The organism is Chryseobacterium amylolyticum (genome assembly GCF_051011775.1).
Classification (GTDB): Bacteria; Bacteroidota; Bacteroidia; order Flavobacteriales; family Weeksellaceae; genus Chryseobacterium.
Window position 1 is genome coordinate 885,600 of sequence record NZ_JBPCHX010000001.1, and the last position, 19,298, is coordinate 904,897.

The 19,298-nt window shown below is 37.5% G+C and carries 18 protein-coding genes; 3 read left to right on the top strand and 15 right to left on the bottom strand.

Annotated features, from left to right (window positions below):
• Window positions 1-19 precede the first annotated feature (19 nt).
• From ACR1PO_RS03870 to ACR1PO_RS03930, 13 genes are all read right to left on the bottom strand, one after another.
• Window positions 20-805: a sporulation delaying protein family toxin gene (locus tag ACR1PO_RS03870; RefSeq protein WP_332387792.1), complete on the bottom strand. Its 786-nt coding sequence runs from the start codon at window positions 803-805 to the stop codon at window positions 20-22.
• Window positions 806-916: 111 nt separating this feature from the next.
• Window positions 917-1,456 (bottom strand): DUF1648 domain-containing protein, encoded by a 540-nt coding sequence (locus ACR1PO_RS03875; protein WP_433985903.1) that lies wholly within the window; start codon window positions 1,454-1,456, stop codon window positions 917-919.
• A 56-nt stretch (window positions 1,457-1,512) separates the two neighbouring features.
• Window positions 1,513-2,085 (bottom strand): Crp/Fnr family transcriptional regulator, encoded by a 573-nt coding sequence (locus ACR1PO_RS03880; RefSeq protein ID WP_332387794.1) that lies wholly within the window; start codon window positions 2,083-2,085, stop codon window positions 1,513-1,515.
• Window positions 2,086-3,047: 962 nt separating this feature from the next.
• Window positions 3,048-4,052: an SDR family oxidoreductase gene (locus tag ACR1PO_RS03885; protein ID WP_433985904.1), complete on the bottom strand. Its 1,005-nt coding sequence runs from the start codon at window positions 4,050-4,052 to the stop codon at window positions 3,048-3,050.
• Window positions 4,053-4,439: 387 nt separating this feature from the next.
• A complete protein-coding gene (locus ACR1PO_RS03890; RefSeq protein ID WP_433985905.1) occupies window positions 4,440-5,036 on the bottom strand; it encodes a Crp/Fnr family transcriptional regulator in 597 nt (198 codons plus the stop codon).
• A 770-nt stretch (window positions 5,037-5,806) separates the two neighbouring features.
• Window positions 5,807-7,549 carry a CocE/NonD family hydrolase gene (locus ACR1PO_RS03895; RefSeq protein ID WP_433985906.1) on the bottom strand — a complete coding sequence of 581 codons (1,743 nt, stop codon included), beginning with the start codon at window positions 7,547-7,549 and terminating at the stop codon, window positions 5,807-5,809.
• A 150-nt stretch (window positions 7,550-7,699) separates the two neighbouring features.
• A complete protein-coding gene (locus ACR1PO_RS03900) occupies window positions 7,700-8,296 on the bottom strand; it encodes a Crp/Fnr family transcriptional regulator (protein ID WP_433985907.1) in 597 nt (198 codons plus the stop codon).
• A gap of 207 nt (window positions 8,297-8,503) precedes the next feature.
• Entirely contained in the window at window positions 8,504-8,956 is a 453-nt protein-coding gene (locus ACR1PO_RS03905) for an Hsp20/alpha crystallin family protein (protein ID WP_433985908.1), read from the bottom strand.
• A gap of 189 nt (window positions 8,957-9,145) precedes the next feature.
• Window positions 9,146-10,261, bottom strand: a complete 1,116-nt coding sequence (locus tag ACR1PO_RS03910; RefSeq protein ID WP_433985909.1) for a cation:proton antiporter domain-containing protein — start codon at window positions 10,259-10,261, stop codon at window positions 9,146-9,148.
• A gap of 267 nt (window positions 10,262-10,528) precedes the next feature.
• The gene (locus ACR1PO_RS03915) at window positions 10,529-12,121 is read right to left on the bottom strand and encodes an MFS transporter (RefSeq protein WP_433985910.1); all 1,593 of its coding nucleotides are present in this window, start codon (window positions 12,119-12,121) and stop codon (window positions 10,529-10,531) included.
• Complete coding sequence (locus tag ACR1PO_RS03920; RefSeq protein WP_433985911.1) at window positions 12,122-13,168, bottom strand: HlyD family secretion protein; 1,047 nt, start codon at window positions 13,166-13,168, stop codon at window positions 12,122-12,124.
• A gap of 10 nt (window positions 13,169-13,178) precedes the next feature.
• Window positions 13,179-14,513: a TolC family protein gene (locus tag ACR1PO_RS03925; protein WP_332387806.1), complete on the bottom strand. Its 1,335-nt coding sequence runs from the start codon at window positions 14,511-14,513 to the stop codon at window positions 13,179-13,181.
• On the bottom strand, window positions 14,500-14,757 hold the full coding sequence (locus ACR1PO_RS03930; RefSeq protein ID WP_332387807.1) for a hypothetical protein: 258 nt from the start codon (window positions 14,755-14,757) through the stop codon (window positions 14,500-14,502). The genes ACR1PO_RS03925 and ACR1PO_RS03930 overlap by 14 nt, the downstream gene beginning before the upstream one ends.
• 87 nt (window positions 14,758-14,844) lie before the next feature.
• On the opposite strand from ACR1PO_RS03930, the gene ACR1PO_RS03935 reads away from it, so the two are divergent.
• Window positions 14,845-15,633 carry an AraC family transcriptional regulator gene (locus ACR1PO_RS03935; RefSeq protein WP_332387808.1) on the top strand — a complete coding sequence of 263 codons (789 nt, stop codon included), beginning with the start codon at window positions 14,845-14,847 and terminating at the stop codon, window positions 15,631-15,633.
• Window positions 15,634-15,736: 103 nt separating this feature from the next.
• Window positions 15,737-16,996: a hypothetical protein gene (locus ACR1PO_RS03940; RefSeq protein WP_433985912.1), complete on the top strand. Its 1,260-nt coding sequence runs from the start codon at window positions 15,737-15,739 to the stop codon at window positions 16,994-16,996.
• A 99-nt stretch (window positions 16,997-17,095) separates the two neighbouring features.
• Here the strand turns inward: ACR1PO_RS03940 and ACR1PO_RS03945 are convergent, their stop codons facing one another.
• Window positions 17,096-17,794, bottom strand: coding sequence for a DUF1826 domain-containing protein (locus ACR1PO_RS03945; protein WP_433985913.1), 699 nt, complete (start codon window positions 17,792-17,794; stop codon window positions 17,096-17,098).
• Between the two features lie 194 nt (window positions 17,795-17,988).
• Between ACR1PO_RS03945 and ACR1PO_RS03950 the strand changes: the two genes are divergently transcribed.
• On the top strand, window positions 17,989-18,807 hold the full coding sequence (locus tag ACR1PO_RS03950; protein ID WP_332387810.1) for a helix-turn-helix transcriptional regulator: 819 nt from the start codon (window positions 17,989-17,991) through the stop codon (window positions 18,805-18,807).
• Here the strand turns inward: ACR1PO_RS03950 and ACR1PO_RS03955 are convergent, their stop codons facing one another.
• Window positions 18,808-19,251 (bottom strand): YybH family protein, encoded by a 444-nt coding sequence (locus tag ACR1PO_RS03955; RefSeq protein WP_332387812.1) that lies wholly within the window; start codon window positions 19,249-19,251, stop codon window positions 18,808-18,810.
• Window positions 19,252-19,298 lie beyond the last annotated feature (47 nt).

Sequence of the window (19,298 nt, forward strand, 5' to 3'; positions counted from 1 at the left end):
GATTATATATTAGCGCCCATTAAGGAGCAGTTGCAATATCATTAACGAATACATCAATTATTAAAGGATCGGATCCTGAAACAGCTACTGATTTTCCTTTATTATATTGTTCTAATTTTGGGCCCCACCATTTAAAGTTCATATAAATTCCTACATTCATTGTTAATCCGATCGTATTGTGAATAGCAAACGCAAAATATCCTACACATACTAATGGACTACAAGGAGATAATTGTTCCATCATAGCCTGAGCTTTTGATGTTAATACACTCATCTCTTCTTCATTTAAATCCCCATCTTTATTAATTATATCTTGTAATTCGGGATCGTTTTCAACACCAGAAACAGCATCAGCCAATTCTGGATACATAATACCCAAATTGTCATATATTAATGGAAAGCCATCCTTTAAAGCATTTTGAATTCTTAAGTGATCTTTACTTTCGATTTCAGTTTTAAAATTTTCAAAATAATTTGGATTTTCTGACTTTACTACAGAAACGAATTTGCTAAATCTCTCTTTAAATAGTTCTTCCTTTACCATTCCCCCGTTTTCATACTTCTGAACATCGTCATTGTAAATAGATAAGTTTTTTGCAAAATCTCCATACGCAAAGAAAATTGAAGCGTACAATTCTTCTCCAGTATAATCTTGTATAGTTTTTGACATGGTACCTACATTCAGACTTTTTTTGTTTGTTGAATTATTTTCAATCTCATTGTCACCATTACTATTAACACAAGAAGTTATAACCAAACTTGTTAATAAAAGTGCAGTTAAAATAGCGGTTTTAGTTTTTCTCATTATTTAATAATTTAAGTTAATTGGCAAATTTCAAACATTAGTTTTTAAAAAAAAGTGAACTATTTCACAATTTTCCCTTATTACAATTAAAAATTCATTTTTGGAATATAACTAATCAACATTTTGTTTTATTACATAGAAAACAACTGGAATAAAAAATAGGCAGAAAACAAATAAAAAAAACCAACTGCCTAACGAAATAGAATCTCCAACTGCTATTTCTATCGTTCTAAAATCGATGATTATAAATAAAATAAGAATAATTGTTTTTATAATTCTATTTCTTCTTGTAGCTAAAATATATTGTGTTTTAGCATTGTCATCGGTAATTTGAACAGAATAAGTAAACTTTTCAGGATATTTATTAAATATTGTTAAAAGAACAAATGCAAATAAACCTATCACTGGAAGACCAAAGATTGATAGTTTTGATCCATAACCATCTGGTTGCCCAGCTCCATTAAAGTGCGTTGGAACATTATCTGGAAGATTGGAATAACTGTTTATAATGATAAACCAATAAGATATTAATAAAACAAGTCCTACAATTTCTAAAATTTTGTCAAAAAGAGATAGGTTAATTTTAACTTTAGGTTGTTCGTTCTTTTTGTTTGAATTATTTGAAAACATCATGATATTTTTATTTTCCACAATAATAATATTTACAGTAAACCTCTAGAGCTTCGAGCTTAATTTTACTCTGGTTCTTAAAAAAGTCTTTTATTTTTTACAAGATACTCTCTAGAAACTCCTAAGAATGAAGCTAATATATGATCATTAACTCTTTTATTTAAATTAGGAAAATATTTTTTCAAATATTTTATCTTTTGCTGAATATCATTGGATCCTAACATATATAAATGATTAACATGTGTAATATTACATAATTCTAATAGTTGAATGTAAATTTCTTTAAATACATGATTATTTTCTATTAATCTTTCAAAATCATTTTTATAGATTAATAATAGCTCCGTATCTTCTATACACTCAATAATTTCTTGATTTTCCTCTTTACCAACAAAACTTTTCATATTTGTCAGAAAATTATTTTCCCCAACAATCATTCTTGTAACTTCTTTACCTTTATCATTAACATAGTAAATTCGTAATAAGCCATGATTAACAAAAAATAATTTATTACAAGAGGAATATTTATCAATTAAAATTTGTTTTCTTTTAGTTTGTATAGGAATAAAATAATTCTCAATATTTTGTTTTTCTCCTTCTGATATCGTATTATATTTTTTAAGAAAATTGATAAGTTGTGTATGTCTCATACATAATTTATTGTTCACGCGGTTATTAGATTAAAAAAGCTTATATTTTTAGACTATATTGCTTTCTATTAACTATAAATAGTTATAATTTGTTAGCAAATTAGCATTTTTTTATAAAATAGTTTATTAATTTTCTTAATATTTTTAATATGCTGGTTATGCCATGCAACTACTAATCATCAAACACTAAATTTTGGCTAATATTACGCCGCATCAATCTATATTTAAAAAACCCTAAAAAAGTCAGCAAATATCTATAACATTACAGACGATTTAGCCTTCCGCCAGCTTAGTCTATTTATCGCATATTTGAATTTCATAAGCATTGGATGATCTTGAAGATGTCTGCAGAAGTTTAAACTTATTTTTGAAAAAGGTAGAATTATGATGATCGTAACAGGTTATCAACAGCAGGCTATGTACCTATATCCGGTTTTTTATTTTTCCTTTTCGATTCAACTAGTGCGTTTTAGGAATTATTCTAAAGGGGATGTGTGGAAGGTGATGGGAATCATAAATTAAAAAATCCACTTTTTTAACAAGCAGATATGTTTTGTTTTTTAAATTAATTGTAAATTTTGTTTGGATGATTTAGAGTTGAGAAGTCAATTGCACTTACTTTCCCCTTATACTACACAAGCGCCTCATTATAAAGGCAATTGACTTTCTGCATTGGAAAGTAGTTCATCCAATCGGAACAAATTACAACAAACCAATTTCTTAAAATCAATAACTTACATTTTTATAAAACTGTAAGAAATTTTCGGAAATTGGTTTGTTTGGGTCAGTTCACTCTACCCTCTCAGAAGCATAATTATTATTTTTAATATTACCCACAGCAAAACCTAAAAGGGGTATTTTTCAAACAATCCGACTATATAAAGTTAGTAAAGAAGAGTCATCAGCATCTCAATAACTTCAATTGTCAGGAATTGAAAAATTCTCTTTTATTTGTGATTATACTACGGCTGCCCTTTTCCTCCTGCTGCCCCGTAAATCTGCCCTGTCGCGAAACTGGCATCATCCGCTGCTAACTGAACGAATATAGAAGCCAGCTCTGCTGGCTGTCCAGGCCTTCCAAGAGGGGTATCGCCGCCAAATTTTTGCAGATTTTCCTGTGTCTGCCCGCCACTTACCTGAAGAGGGGTCCAAACAGGCCCGGGTGCAACACCATTAACCCTTATACCTTTCGGGCCAAGCTGCTTAGCAAGAGATTTCACATAATTCGTTGTTGCTGCCTTGGTTTGTGCATAATCATAAAGATCAGCGGAAGGATCATAGGCTTGAATGGACGATAGCCCGATAATAGAAGAACCCGGTTTCAGATGAGGTAAAGCAGCCTTTATGATCCAAAAAGGGGCATAGATATTTGTTTTCATAGTCCAGTCAAAGTCTTCAGAGCTAAGATCAAGTATAGATTCATTGGCTTTCTGATGTCCTGCATTATTGATGAGAATATCCAGTCCTCCGAGTTGCTGTACAGCCTGGCTGACCAATTGTTTACAGAAATCTTCGCTACGAATATCACCAGGAATGGCAATTCCTTTACGACCTTCTTTCCTGATGAGCTCTATTACCTGTTTGGCATCCTCCTCTTCCGCCGGCAGATAATTAATGGCTACATCCGCTCCTTCCCTGGCATAAGCAATGGCTGCTGCCCTGCCGATTCCGGAATCACCGCCCGTAATCAATGCTTTTCTTCCTTCCAATCTTCCTGAACCTACATAGCTTTTTTCTCCATGATCGGGCACAGGTGTCATTTTACCTGCCAGTCCGGGAAAAGGTTGCGACTGTTTATTAAAAGGTGGTTTGGGATATTTGTTTCGGGGATCAGTAAGCGCTTTAACATTCGATTTTCTTGTATTGCTACTCTGTGTCTGTGCCAAAGCACCTGGGGCAACCGCGGCGATGGCAACGGTTGCGGCTATTTTTCCGATAGCGTCTCTTCTTGTTATTTTACTTTCCATATCAATATAAATTATTTGGTGTTTAAGAATTCTGTAATTATAAACAGGCAGCAAAATTCCCAATATTCAGAGCGCATTCCAGCCGGGTACTGATCGTCAGCTGTCAGGGATTAAAGCCACTATCCCGATACCTCACTTACAAATAATGAAAGGTTGTAATGGGTGTAATCTCACTGCATTATAAATGAAGTAAAGTATAAATGTAATGGATTGAATAGCAAAAGTTTTATGAGACAAATCATAATTTAACCAGGTTTTCATTCATCGCTGCTTAAACCCTTTTATGAATTGTCCAGATCGAAAGAATTGTAGTATTATTCAAAATTATTTTTAAGCAATATGAACACCGGTTTTAAATCTTTAAACAGAGTGATAAATATTCCTAAATCAGTACAAAATCTGTCGCCCATCCAGTTTAAGAATACTATCCTCTGCCATCTTTTTAATGGTACGAATGACCGTTTCGACACGTAACCCTGTTAAATTGGCAATCTGGTGTCTGGTAAACGGGACTTTGTAAGAATAAGGCGTTTGGCTGGATGAATTTTCTTTGTAATAATCCAGTAAAGATTTTATCTTCAACACAGGATCTATGGCTGAATTACTGAACAGCATTACATATTTATAGAAAAGGCGGTCTGAAAGATAGCGGAACATGGTAAAAACCAGTTCTATATTTTCACTCAGCATATTTAAAAAGCTGGATTTTGGTAATTTAAGAATTCTGCAGTCGGTTCTGGCAATGGCATTCATCGGATAATTCTTATCTCCAAAAAGTAAAGATTCCCCGAAGCTTTGCCCTTCCGAAATGATATTCAGGGTGAACTCTTTTCCATCTTCATGATAATTATTCAATTCTACTGTTCCCGTAACAATCTGGAAATAATAATGGGGAGTGCTTCCCATTTCATAAATATTTTCCTTTGCGGGATAGTCCTCATAAACTGCTCCATTTTCGAGCAAGAGATCTTCATCGATAATCATACTATTTAATTTTTTTGTTACGCTTACGAATGAATATCTCAGTAAAATCGGCAGTAATTGTAAGTGCAAATTTTAAGCAACCCAGGGTTTTCTCTCAAAAGATAAAAATCATGGGTGCTGAACATTGTTTCGTAAATCTTCAATTCCGAATAGCTGCCAATTTATTTTCCTGACTCATCGGTATAAAGTCAGGTTGGTATTAATAAGGTAAAGATTGAGGTATAGAAAATATAATTACTCTCATGAAGCGTTATAGTATGGCCAGATTGGGAATCATTATCTCCCTTTTAAATCTTTGTAACGCTGTGGGAATATTCGACATAATCATTGGTAGATAATGCAATTATACATTAATTGGCAATACCACAATATTATTAGCTATAGAACCGTGATCATATGAGTTTTAATGGTAATATTTCTGGTTCTGTGGGTACATCTTTCGATAGGTAATAATATGCTCCTTTCTCTGCCATTTATTAAAAATAAGTTTCTTACAACGGTTAGTTTGGGTCTTGTTGTTCTTATTTTTTATTTTTCTTGATCTTATTGTTACAAATATACCAGGATAATAAAATCTGTATTATGACGCTGGTCATACGAAAACAAAAAAGAAACTACAGAGTATCTATTTTTCGATAGGTGAATTGATGCCTTTCCTTGGGGCAATATTAACAAATATATGAATTTCAGAATGATTTCAAATCGTTTTAGCGGTTTCTGTTGACGTCCAAATGGGGATGAATTCAAATTACCGGAACTTAAATCAGCTATTATAAAACAGGAATCTCAACAAAACTATCGTTATACCAATGAATAATCAATGGCTCTTTGGCATCGGCAATGGTTTCGGAAGTTACGGTCTTTCCGCTTCCATAATTCAGTTCTGAGAACGGGTTTTTATTGATATTCAGCACAACAACCAGCCGGCTTCCCTTCTGCAGCTGTTTGCTGACCAGATGAGTATTTTCAAAGGCGATGGTTTCTTTTTTACCGGGGGTCAGTAATTGTCTTTTAGTATAGTCCCTGGCATAGCTTGCTCTGCCGATATAGTAAGAAAGATGAAAATATTTACCTTCAGGAGTAAGCTCGTAGAGTGTTACCCCAATATCTGCATCTTTTTTATTAATGCTGATTTTGATGTTCCCAAGGAATGATCCGTTTACCAGCAAAGCATCCAAAGGCTCACTTATGAAAACGTAACCGTTACCGGATACACTTTCCCGAATAATGGGATCAGGGTAATAATCATTATTGCTGGTTGTACGGTCTGCAAAATCTACTTTCTGAACTAAATATTTTTTGGGTTCGGGTTTATTCAGGCTTAACAAATACTTATCATCCTTCACCTTGGCAGAGCTTAGATACAATCTCAGATATCTGTTGTGCATGGCATCGATTGAAGGAGCACTCCGCCATTCATCTGTTCCCATTACCTGATAGTTTATTTTATCTTTCAGAAAAGAAGGCTTTTCAGCACCTTTCAGAATATAATCCAGCCATTGATAGGTGTATTCCCTGATGGGAAATAAAGCATTTTTACTCACGGTATATCCGTTGATGACCTCCTGCCCTCCCATTTGTGTTCCGAAATGACCATAAGGGCCAATTACCAGATAAGCAGGTGTTTGAGGACTGTATTTATTAAGCTCACGCAGATAATATATTCCTGAATTCTGAGAATCATTATAATAGCCGTCAAATGCCAGTACGGGAATATTAATTCCGGCAAAGTCTTTCTTATACGGAGCCATATTCTGCCAATAGGAATCAAAGGCAGGATGGCTTATCCAACGCTGAAAAAGGCGGTTCGGGGTGCCATCAATACTATCCATTTTACGATAGGCAGCTCCGGTATCCCACCATCTGAACATCATATCCCGGAATCTTTTCCGGTCGTCACCTGTCTTGTTATCCAGATATTTATTATTGCCTACATAAAAAGACCATTCATAATTAGGATTGATAAAAATATTATTTTCCATAGGTAGTCCCATTCCCGGGCGATTGGCAACATATGGGACAATCGTTTTCAATGCGGGATGCAGTTTTTTAGCTGCGGCCCATTGCGTAAAACCGTTGTAACTTCCTCCGTACATTCCTATTTTACCATTACACCATGGCTGCCTGCTGATCCAGTCTATCACATCATAGGCATCTTTTCCGTCAGTTTCATAAGGATAAATCCCGGATGGGCTGAAACGCTTGCCTCTTGTATATGCCATAACCCCTACGTATCCTTTATCTGCAGCTTCTTTAAGCGATTGCATATCCCGTCCCTGATCCCGAACATAAATTGTAAACTGCAGGACTACCGGCAGAGGAGCATTATCATTTTTTTTGCGTACTACCATTGCAGAAATTGCTGCCCCATCTCTTGTACGGATCATTACGCTGTCCTGAATGCTGTATATACTTTCCTTTTCCTGCCGGCTTCCCCACAATGTCTGCTGGGCCTGTACGGTTGGTGGCAGTAAAAAATTCATTAGGATCAGAATAACTGTATACGCTTTCATGAGATTATTTTTAAAGAATTAATAATGCAGCATAAGGCTAACTATAGGGTTTTTCACCTTATCATTAAGACAGTTGTTATGGAAGAACTGTTACATTCTGATTTTAAATTGATTGCCTGTGATTATTTCACGTACCCCTGACATCTGATTTCAGAAAAAAATGCGTCGTCCATCCAGTTTAAGAATTCCATCGTCTGCCATCTTTTTAATGGTACGTATGACTGTTTCGACACGTAATCCCGTTAAATTGGCAATCTGCTGTCTGGTGAGCGGGACCTGGTAAGAATAAGGTCTTTGGTTTAGTGAGCTTTCCTTGTAATAATCCATTAAAGATTTTATCTTCAGCACCGGGTCTATGGCTGAATTATTAAACAGCATTACATATTTATAGAACAGCCGGTCCGAAAGATAGCGGAACATGGTAAAAACCAGGTCCATATTTTCACTCAGCATACTCAAAAAATTGGATTTTGGCAGTTTAAGGATTCTGCAATCGGTTTTTGCAATGGCATTCATCGGATAATTCTTATCTCCGAAAAGTAAAGACTCTCCAAAGCTTTGCCCTTCCGAAATGATATTCAGGGTGAACTCTTTTCCATCTTCATGGTAATTATTCAGCTCAACTGTTCCCTCAACAATCTGGAAATAATAATGGGGAGTACCTCCCAGCTCATAAATAATCTCCTTTGCCTGATAATCCTCATACACTGCTCCATTTTCAAGTAAAAGATTTTCATCGATGATCATATTACTCAGTTATTTGTTATGGTTTCAAAAACAATATCTTAGTAAAACAGGCATTACTTTTAGATGCAAATTTTGGACCACTCTGATTATTTAAAACCTATAAATCAATAAGTTACATAAAAACATCATCAGATCTATCAAATAATACTGCGATACTAAAAGAGTATAAAAATAAAAAATGACTGCCTGCAGCAGCCATTTTCTGTTTTATGATATTTCAATCATTCGAGGTGGTTTCTGCTTGGCATCCTCTTTTTTAGGAATGGTCAGCATAAGCAACCCGTTTTCATATTTTGCATTAATGTTATCCTGGTCCACAACATCTCTCGGAAGCTCAAAACTTCTCTGGAAGGACTGATAACTGAATTCTCTTCTTGTAAAATTCTCTTCTTTTGTTTCATTGCTGTCCTGTTTCATGGATGAAATAGTCAGCAGGTTACCATCCAGTTTGATCTGAAAATCATTTTTATCCATTCCCGGAGCAGCAACCTGAACTTCATATGCTTCACCGTTTTCCTTTATATTTACTGATGGTACCGTTGTACTGGTAGAAGAGTAATTGTTATTTCCCCAGTTAAAAAGTTCACGACCAAAAAAATCATCAAAGATGTTTGAAAAAGCCAGGTTGCTGTTTCCGTTTCTTCTCACTAGATTATTCATAGCAATTTCTTTTTAAATAAGTTTAACAATCATTTAATTACACGTCAGCCGGCCAGCTGTATATGAAAAATTGATCAAAAAAAATACCAGTTGACAAAGTGTGATATTTTTTCCGCATTCCTGTCAAAATTTCAGTTTTCTGACATATAACTGTATATAGAATCTTTCATGCATTTCATTCCTTTACTTTCAGGCAGCCTTATTTCTACGGAACTTAACAGAACAACTGATCCAGATAGTAGACAGCAGAAGTGATAAACAGGTAATTCCCAGGCCGGCTTTATAAAGATCATATCCCACCATTCCTGTTTTATAAGCAATGGAAAGGGCAAGGATACCAAATTCTCCCGTCTGGGACAGCAATGCACCTCCATAAAAACTGTCTTTCCATCTGAAGTTCAATATCCTGAAGAATATAGATGACATGACACTGTTGCTGATCAGTACGACTAAAGTACCTATGGTAATAAGCGTATAATTGGAAAACAGATAATGGAGGTCCAGCCTCAAACCAATGGATACAAAGAAAAGTGCCACAAAGAAAACCTTGAAGGGCATCAGGGAATGTTCAAGCCAGTGAAATGCCCTGATCTTTCCTACTACGACTCCGGCAATAAAACTTCCCAATGCAGCACTTAAACCAACAACTTCTGCAACAAGACCAAACCCAAGGCAGATAAAAAGACCGGAAAATACCTGCAGATCATGGTCATTTTCAAGAAACGTACTTGAAAATCTGATTTCCCTCAGATGCCTTATTTTTCGAAATATTAAAAAAATCCCGATACAGATAGCCAGGGGAATGACAAAGTTCAGCATATTGAACTTTTCACCATTCCAAAACTTCAGCAGGGTCAGAACCGGGGCCAGGAGAAGATCCTGCAGCAACAGAATATTAAGGATAACAATACCAAAAGCTGTATGCAGAGTTCCGTGCTTCTTCAAAAACTCCACAACCACAGCTGTACTGTTAAAGGTAAAGAGGATTGCGATGAGCAAAATACTTTTAAAATCAAGTTTAAGAATCCCTCCAAGCAAAAAAGCGAACATAAAGCTCAGCAATATTTTGATGCCCTGAGCCAATACAGGTTTAATAATAAGGCTCTTTTTATTGGGAACATTGATTTCCATCCCGATAAAAAACATCAGTAATAAAATCCCTGCCTCACCAACCGCCTCTATTTCTTCAGGCTGGTCAAAGAGCTTTACTCCGTAAGGTCCCAATAGTACCCCTGCTATGATATAAGCAATAAGATAGGGCTGATGAAGTCTTTTCAGTAAAAACATCAGTCCTAAAATTGTCATACACAAAACACATACTGTCCAAAGCATATCTCTGTAACTGTTTATATTTACGTATTACCAATCTTACAATTCAAGCTGAAAAACCGTCTTTTAAACGGCAGTGTCCAGTAATGTATACTCACTGATAAAGCTGGCTGGCTTTCAGGGGATAACAAAAAAAATACCAGTTAAAACAGTATGATATTTTTTCCGGATCGCTGTCAAAATTTCCAGATTGGCTGACGGGTTTTAATCTTATCATTACCAATTCTTGCATTTTAAAATGCTTTAATAAGGTATATTTCCTTTCCTTATTCTAAGCATTACCCGCTGAATGCAGGGAAATAATAAGAGTATTATAATAACGCAAGCCAATCCCAAAAGCATCCAGTCATAATAATCCCGGGTTGCCCGGGCTAAAATCTGTTCCCGGACCATAGTGTTAAACTGGCTTGTGGAAGCACCTTTTGCTGTATACATATCATTACCGGCAATCATATACTGATTTTGAATATCCAGCAAAGTGACCGGCAATTGCAGGTTCGTTTCGGCCACTGCTTCCCTTATTTTCTCCCTGACAGCTGATTTTGTAAACAATTGAAGCTCATTATTGAAGGCCAGACTGGCTGTGAAACCAATAAATCTGGCCAGTATGCCGACCAGCGAAGCATTGACCGCAATCCCTGGCGGTGCAGCGGATGCCGTAAATGAAACAATAGGAACAAACAAAACGCCTGTTGCCACACCATATATAAACATGGGCAGAAGAAAGTCAGCGGTTTCACCCTGTACAGAAACAAATGCCAGCATATAGGCATAATATAAGGCCATCATACCAAAACCTGCAATAATAATCCTTATCAGATTAAACCCCATCAGTACAAAACGGGAGGTAACAAACATACTCAGCACAGTTCCTGAAATTACCGCCACCCAAACAGGAATGGTGTTCAAAGGATCATTTCCTAAAATAACCTCAAGATAACCATAAGCAAGCCCGGTACTTCCTTTGAAAATATAAAACAGAAAGAGCAGCATCAGACCTGCAATAAAATTCTTCGCCCTGAAAATCTGCAGATTGATCAATGGTCTTTTAAGCTTCAACTCCCTGATCACAAAAAACGTAAGTACAGCCAGATTACCGACACTGAGCAAAACAATTAACGGATTGTCATACCAACCCAGCAGCCGTCCATATACAAGGATATACCCCAGAATCAAAATAAAAGATACATACAACAGATAGCCGGCCCAATCCACCTGATAAAGAGGAATCTTCCTGGTAAATCTTGCTTTGCCGTTCATTGTTATCAGCACCGCCGCTGCAAGTAAAATGAGTATAATAATGAATCCCAAAAACAATCGGTTGAAATCATAAAAATACAGCAGTATACCAGAATAGACGGAATAGAACGGGGCGGCAATTTGTATGCTTCCATATAAAAGACTGTAGGCAATTACCCTTGCACGTGCAGAGTGTAATCTTGGAAAAATAAGCTGTAAGACGATCCCAGACATCAACGCACAGGTAATCCCCTGTATAAACTGACAGATCAGAAACAACGTCCAGCCTTTGAAATAAAAACAGATGACAGAACATAAGGCATTGGCAGCCAATGCGGCCAACAGATATTTTCTCGGGGCAAAATATTTTACAATGCGGAAATCCAGTGCCAGAAAAGCTACGGTAGAGCCATAAAGAATGACCATACCATATTGAACATCAGCAGCCTGTATGCCGTAAAAACCCATTACTGAAACAGGACTTCCGTAATAAGCAAAACCAAACAGGCAGGTCATAAGAATGGCGAATATGACGGATCTTGCCATCCATTCGGAAACCCAGGGTTTAAAAACCGGAATTGTATATGCCTGCATCATTTACTCTTTTAAAACATAGACATTCGCATTCATTCCCGCAGAGAGTTTTGCCCGTTTTTCAGGAGTATCCACCAGCCTGATGCGGACAGGAATACGCTGGGTAATCTTAACAAAATTACCGGTGGCGTTATCCGGAGGCAATAAAGAATAACGGGAACCTGTGGTTGGAGAAAGTGATTCGATAACCCCGTTGAACTGCTCATCCGGAAAAGCATCTACTTCTACTTTTACAGCCTGGCCCGGCCTGAAGCTTCCGATCTGTGTTTCTTTAAAGTTGGCAATTACCCATTTTTCTTCCGTTTTATTCACCAGAAATGCCAGCGTCTGTCCCGGCTGTACCAATTGTCCTTCCTGAATGGTTTTTTTACCGATCTGGCCGTCAAAAGGTGCAGTGATTACAGTATATTTAATATCGAGTTCCTGACGTTTGAGCAGGGCTTTTTTAATCTGTATTTCTGCTTCTGCCGCATTCCGCTGTGCATGAAGGTCCTTGAGTTTGGATTCAGCAACCTGAAGAGAAGCTCTGGCCTGTTCATAATCTGATTGTGTGATAGACAATGTGGTACTGACGTTGTCGAATTTCTGTTGTGTGGCTGACTCATCTGCCAGGAGATTTTTATACCGTTCAAACTCTTTCCTCTGCTGGCTTAATCTCGCCTGTGCCCCCGAAAGCTGTGCTTTTATAACCTCAATACTTTTGATCTGTGTTTCTTCATTAGCTGCCAAAATAGGTAATTTGGCATATGAACCGGCCAGTTCTGCTGATGCGGCATCTCTTTTCAGCCCATATTCATCTACTTCAATCACCACGAGTGTATCTCCTTTACGAACCTGCTGATTATCTTTATAGTAAATCCGGCTGATATATCCGCCTACTTTTGCATTAACAGGAGACAGATAGGCATCTACCTGTGCATCATTGGTTTGTTCATAACGGTATTCCTTTAAGAAATACAGGACTCCCCAAATAATGATACCCGCTAATAATGCGGCTCCCAGCCATTGGGTTAAGCTGACAATAAGTTTATCTGTTTTATTTTTGTTCATAATATTTATATTAAAGAATTCCTGCGATAGCCAGTAACCGGATGCGGCCAAGCTTTACATTTGTTTGTGCAGTGGTTAAATTAAATCTTGCTTCCAGCAAAGCATTTTCTGCCTCCAGGAGATCAGTCAGCAGTGATTCCTGATGGAGGTAACTGTTTCTGATCACCCGAAGTGTTTCTGTTGTTTTTAAGATATTCTCTTCTGCAGTTTTCACACTTTCCAAAGCCTGTTCCTGCTGGAGATAGGCTTCTTTTATCTGAAGGGAAACTTCATCTTCTTTAATCCCGGCTTTTTCTTTAGTTTCGCTGTTTATAATCCGGGCACGGGCAACGGAATGTTTACTTTTGTATAAATTATCGATAGAAAACTGTACTTTGATTCCTGTTTGTCCGAATCCCCATAAATCATTTGAGTAAGGATAAAATGAGATCTGCGGATAGGTATAATTATATGTTGAATACAACGATATTTTGGGTAACCTAGCTGCTTTGGTTTGCCTGATGTTTAGCTCACTCCACTCAATATCACTGTCTGCCATCTTAAATTCAGGGGACTGATTGAGGGCAGTGTGCAGATAGCCTTCATAATCACTGTCCTGAATATATTCAGTTTCGTGACTGTTTTTATAATCTATCAGCAAGGGCTGTTCCTGGCTACGTCCCATCAATACATTCAAGCGTTGTTTTTTAATCTCAATTTTCTTTTCTATGTCAGACAGGTTTAATTTCAGCTGGGATAATTTGACCGAGGTTCGCAACACATCGCTTTTTAGCACCACTCCGTTTTGGTGTAAGCTTTGAATAAGCGATAGCTGTTTGTTTTCTGCAGCAATTTCTGCATTGAGAAAATCACGGAAGTACAGAAACTTATACAGATCAAAATACTCAACTGCAATATTGTATTTCAGATTATTTCTTTGTTGTTGATCTTCATATTGGCGGCGTGTTTCTTCTTCCTGCTTCATTTTAATATGTATTCTTTCCTTTCCGCCATTGAAGAGGTTAAAATTCAGACTGTACCCCGCTCCGTAACCATAGCTTTTTACAGGAACAGCCTGTGGAGAGGAGAATAAGCCGTCATTATACACAAGAAATCTGGAATTAAGTTTTATATCTCCACCCAACGAAAGCTCCGGCAGCTGCCGGTCTCTGGCTTCCAGTACTTCTAATTTACTTTGCTGAAGATATAAACCTGAAAGGTTCAGCCGGCGGTTATTCATTTCGGCAGCTTTCCACATTTCTTCCAGACTTGTTGCCTGAGAAGCTGCTGTATCCTGGGCACGGAGAAAAGATGCCGACAGCAGCAATACAGCCCCTGATACCGCAACGGATTTATATATTTTCATGAATTTTATTTTTTGTGTCTGTTTGTATTTTCTCTTTTTTAAAAAGCCTGTATTTTATTATTCTTCTTAATTCATCAAAAGCCCAGGTCAGATCCATCAGCGGTATAAAAGGATATGAGCAGGTAAAAGGGCAGAAATCAAATACTTCACTATGGTCTTCCGGATAAGATGTTTTACTGTTAAAAATTTTGTCCTCTGCTCTCATTTCAGGAGATTGACCGGAACTTGCTATGCTATGTTTCATTATGCTTATTTTTTATGTACCAAAATTATTCATGAGGATAAATTATCTTTTTATATAATTAGCCTGATATTTGTTATATTTGGCCAAATGAAAATTCTTAAGCAGCTCATAGACAGTGTAGATGAAAATCCTGACTCTATCCTTGTGGTAAGACAGCAGACCGAACAGCAGCTGCCTTCACATCAACATGACAAAGCCCAGCTTCTACTGGTTTTCGGAGGGATTGCCTATCTGCAGACAGCCGAAAAGGATTTTTATATTCCGTCCAGCCATTATATCTGGATACCGGGAAAATATCCCCATAACCTGATGTTTAATACTCAGGATCTGTATATTATCAACATCTATTTTCCTGAAAAAAATTCTGACGGTTTTTATAATGAACTTGGAATTTATCCGGTGAGCAAGCTGTTATCTGAAATGCTTGCCTTCAGCGAGAAATGGCAGGGAAATTATTATAAAGGTTCCTGGGAATTTCAATTTCTGACCACGTTAAAAGATCTGTTACCGAGGGAAAATCTTAAAAAGTTTTCGATTCAGCTTCCTACAACGGATGATCAGCGGCTAAATGCTGTTACAGACCGTCTTAGAAACCAGTTACATGAAAAGCTTACTTTAGAGAATACGGCAAAGGAGTCAGGGATGAGTGTGAGAAGCCTGACAAGATTATTTCAGACCAAACTTCATATCACTTTTATTCAGTATATAAAAATGCTGAGGATCATCCGGGCTATGGAACTTATCAAAGATACTGACCTGAATATGACTGAAATAACGTATGAAATCGGGTATTCCAATATTGCAGCTTTCAGTAATAATTTTTACCAGCTGACCAATATGAGGCCTACCGAATTTAAGGCAATGTCAAGAATATAAATTATAGTAGAAATTTTGCAGCTCCTCCTCATTAAAAAATAGCGAAAACGGGTAATTTCTTAGTATTTGTCTGCTGCGGTAACTTTATCAAAAAAGAAGTACCATGAATACTATCATCAAAAAATTATTCATTATAAGCGGACTGGTTTCACTTATTAGTTTCTGTTCCTTCCTGTCTGCACAGGTTTATCCTATCGGCCAGTTTTTTTTGACAACGTACGGTCAGTCCTTTACCATGTACAACACGGGGATGATTGTTCAGGATGGCAATCCGGGAAATGCAGGTCAGGCAGTATATGACCAGACGGGAATTAACTATTTATGTCTGCCGTCAGCTGTTCCTTATCAAAAGGCATTTTTCCTGGATTTTAATAAAAATATTATCGAACTGGATTACAGATATGGATATCGGGTTGTTGGGTATTCCAATATTCCTGTCCCTCCTCCACCGGTTATGCACCTGCCAAAACCAATTTATGATAATCAGACAGGGATTGAAACTGCTGACGGTGTAAGGCCTATACCCAAACAGATTGTTGATGAGCAAAAACCTTTCGGAGATGTTATGGTGACGAGCGAACAAGCTGCCGTAGACTGTTATAAGAATTCTCTGAACTTTGACGGCACATTAAACCAGCTGGAATTCGGTGACTGTATGGTGACGAATATGGCTGGCAGGAAAGAACTTGAAATTTACAAATGTGCCAGAAATTCGTCCACCCCGGAGGAACAAAGCCTTTGTATGCTAAGTATACTAGGTGGTTCTAAAGAGAAGCAGATTACTCAGGATATGATGAAATGCTACAAAGAATATGGCGATCATTACGAAATGTATCCGTTATGTTTTGCTGATAAGGTAAATGACCCTGAATTAAAGCAACTGGTATCCTGTTTTAAAGACCAGGCCAATAGCGGGGAAATATCTTTTATGGGAACTGCTGTCTGCTACGGCGCAGGCAGGCTTAATCTGAACACAGAAGCACAGATAGCCGTAGAGTGTGCTATAAGTACAGGAGGCCAGCCTTATGCATTTGCGGGTTGTGCCGGTGGACAATTGACCTACCGGGAATTAAGTAAATGCTTGACCAACGGAGTCGGCGGTGATAAAGGATGTTTTGGAAAAAACAATACAATTGTTAAAGGACTGAACCAAATCGGAGAGGCGCTAAAAGATCAGTTTGGCCCCACAAACGATATCGTTAAAACATGGAATACTACAGTTCACGATTTACAATATGGCCCCGGGAAAAATCATGAAGCGGTAAAACTGGTCAGAAATATAAGCAATGAACTGGGAAAAGCAGGGAATAACGTAGCGAAGGAGATCAGAAAAGTTGTTCCTAAAATAAAAATTAAATGGTAAAGACCATCCGGCGGAAATAATTTATCAATCACAAAAAGTCCGGCATTTTTCTGATGCCGGATTTTTTTAAACTGGTAATTTCTCATTGAAAGGCCGGCATTAGCAGATCAGCAGCAACCGGTATTCACCATCATTTTCTACAGGTGCCCTGTGAACACATGGCAATGCCTGCTGGTCCGGATGATCTACAGCAATCCTCCAAAGATGCCCTGTTCCGAGATTGACAGGTTCTGCATGGGGTTCAGGCTGATAATGAAGGTCAAAAAAATAGTCTTTCAGAAAGTCTTCAAATTCTTCTTCCGGACCATCATGTAATTTTTTGAGCTGTTCCCGGATTTCAGGAATTAAAACTTTCTGTTCCACCTGGTCATTAGAAATAATATCACTTGCAGCTCCGTAATAAGTACACAGAAAAGTATCGGTTCCGACAGGTGAACGATCCACATGGTAAGAGTAGACATCTGTTGAAATAAAGCCGAGTTCCTCATCCCGTTCATAATTTTTAAGCAAATTAAGAACCGGAGAAGCTCCAAAATCTGTCAATAAGCGTAAGTCATTTAAAATAATTTCTCTTGCCTTATTTCCTTCTTCTGACAGATCCAGTTCCAGAAGATCACCGGAAGAAACTTCGGTAATACTCTCTTTTAACTGAAGCTTAGAAACAATTTCTTTAAAATCACCAGCCAGGTTTCTCTGCCAGCAAATTGCATTTCTGACTCCCTGAAAACGGGTATTTATAAGTTCGGAAAAGGAAGAAACCACCTCTATCTGAGGATTTCCAGAAAATGTATCGCTCATATTTTTAGATAAACCTTTTGCGGTTTAATTCTCTGCAAAAATACGGAATAGGTAATTCAAAACCTTCAGCATAAAAATTCCGGCATCTTTTGATATTGGAATTTTCAATTTAATGCTATCATTTTTAATTCATATGATATTTATTCCTAACTTAGAATAAACGATGCATCAATGAATTAACACCCATAACAGCTATGCAAATTTTACCATCTGACCGCTTAGCACCTTACATAAAGAGTTATACCATTGTTACGATTGACGAGGACCTCAGGGATGAAGTGTTTTATCCAAGCGGATATGCAGACCTGATCATCAATATTTCCGGTGGTTTTGCAGCTACCACGATCAATGGCAAGCAAAAAGATACTCCGGATATAGAATTTCTGGGGCACCTCACCCTTCCCACCCGTCTCAGTGCAGCAAAGGGAACTTCAGTTCTCATAGCAAGGATCTATCCGCATGCCGGACACTTATTTTTTTCTGATCCCTTGTCAGTGTTTACGAACTATGCCACTGATATGTACGATATAACAAAAAATGACAGCAGAGACCTGTATGACCGTATCATGCATGCCGCTGATATTTATTCAAAAATCCATGTTCTGGAAATGTATTTTCTTCAGCAGCTGAAAAAGAATGAATCCCGGATAAAGAAAACCGCAGTAGTTCAGGCACTCAGCCAGCAGTTTTTCATGGGCCGGCACGCGTTGGATTTACCAGCGGCAGCAAAAATTTCAGGGCTATCGGAAAGATATATTCAGAAGCTTTGTCTTGCCCATATCGGGATAAGCCCTTCCTCTTTTGCGGCTGTAATCAGATTTAACAAAGGCCTGCGCATGGTTCTCAACACCCAGGAATCACTTACAGGTATCGCTTATGAATGTGGATATTATGATCAGGCTCATTTTACCAAAGAGTTTAAAAAATTTACAGGTATCACTCCCTCTGCATCCAGACATTCCCTGATTAAAAATGATACGGATCTTCAGCAGGCTGTCAATATTGGCTTTTGATTATTTTGAAGGATGATTGCTGCTGAACATATCACGATGCATTTTCCAGCCGTCTTTTGTGTTCTTCCAGATCACAATCACTTTGCCGTCATCCAGCTTTTTACCTTCCAAATCTGTCATTTCATAATAACTTTCTTCTGTGACCGAAGTTTTACCATCTCCATACAGATTTTGAATCGTAAACTTAACATGAACCTTGGGCCCGTTCTTAAAGAAACCGAGTATTGCATCTTTTCCGCATAGCGGGACAGCATTGGGTGGAAGCAGGCATGCATCACTGGTATACCGTGTAAGGATAGATCCGTCGTTTCTATTCGCCAGATCAGCATAGATTTCATTACTGGCTTCTATGGTCTTTCTTACTGTTTTCATAAGATCGGTGTTTTGAGCATTACACCAGAAGGTAAATAGTAATAATCCGCTCAGGGTAAGTAATTTTTTCATTTTAAAAATTTTATACAAAACAAAGCATTCCCGAAGGCAGAAAATTG

Bases quoted from the DNA above. Each gene is read 5' to 3' on its own strand.
- ACR1PO_RS03870 (WP_332387792.1), bottom strand. From the start codon at position 805: ATGAGAAAAACTAAAACCGCTATTTTAACTGCACTTTTATTAACAAGT.
- ACR1PO_RS03880 (WP_332387794.1), bottom strand. From the start codon at position 2,085: ATGAGACATACACAACTTATCAATTTTCTTAAAAAATATAATACGATA.
- ACR1PO_RS03885 (WP_433985904.1), bottom strand. From the start codon at position 4,052: ATGGAAAGTAAAATAACAAGAAGAGACGCTATCGGAAAAATAGCCGCA.
- ACR1PO_RS03890 (WP_433985905.1), bottom strand. From the start codon at position 5,036: ATGATTATCGATGAAGATCTCTTGCTCGAAAATGGAGCAGTTTATGAG.
- ACR1PO_RS03895 (WP_433985906.1), bottom strand. From the start codon at position 7,549: ATGAAAGCGTATACAGTTATTCTGATCCTAATGAATTTTTTACTGCCA.
- ACR1PO_RS03900 (WP_433985907.1), bottom strand. From the start codon at position 8,296: ATGATCATCGATGAAAATCTTTTACTTGAAAATGGAGCAGTGTATGAG.
- ACR1PO_RS03905 (WP_433985908.1), bottom strand. From the start codon at position 8,956: ATGAATAATCTAGTGAGAAGAAACGGAAACAGCAACCTGGCTTTTTCA.
- ACR1PO_RS03910 (WP_433985909.1), bottom strand. From the start codon at position 10,261: ATGACAATTTTAGGACTGATGTTTTTACTGAAAAGACTTCATCAGCCC.
- ACR1PO_RS03915 (WP_433985910.1), bottom strand. From the start codon at position 12,121: ATGATGCAGGCATATACAATTCCGGTTTTTAAACCCTGGGTTTCCGAA.
- ACR1PO_RS03920 (WP_433985911.1), bottom strand. From the start codon at position 13,168: ATGAACAAAAATAAAACAGATAAACTTATTGTCAGCTTAACCCAATGG.
- ACR1PO_RS03925 (WP_332387806.1), bottom strand. From the start codon at position 14,513: ATGAAAATATATAAATCCGTTGCGGTATCAGGGGCTGTATTGCTGCTG.
- ACR1PO_RS03930 (WP_332387807.1), bottom strand. From the start codon at position 14,757: ATGAAACATAGCATAGCAAGTTCCGGTCAATCTCCTGAAATGAGAGCA.
- ACR1PO_RS03935 (WP_332387808.1), top strand. From the start codon at position 14,845: ATGAAAATTCTTAAGCAGCTCATAGACAGTGTAGATGAAAATCCTGAC.
- ACR1PO_RS03940 (WP_433985912.1), top strand. From the start codon at position 15,737: ATGAATACTATCATCAAAAAATTATTCATTATAAGCGGACTGGTTTCA.
- ACR1PO_RS03945 (WP_433985913.1), bottom strand. From the start codon at position 17,794: ATGAGCGATACATTTTCTGGAAATCCTCAGATAGAGGTGGTTTCTTCC.
- ACR1PO_RS03950 (WP_332387810.1), top strand. From the start codon at position 17,989: ATGCAAATTTTACCATCTGACCGCTTAGCACCTTACATAAAGAGTTAT.
- ACR1PO_RS03955 (WP_332387812.1), bottom strand. From the start codon at position 19,251: ATGAAAAAATTACTTACCCTGAGCGGATTATTACTATTTACCTTCTGG.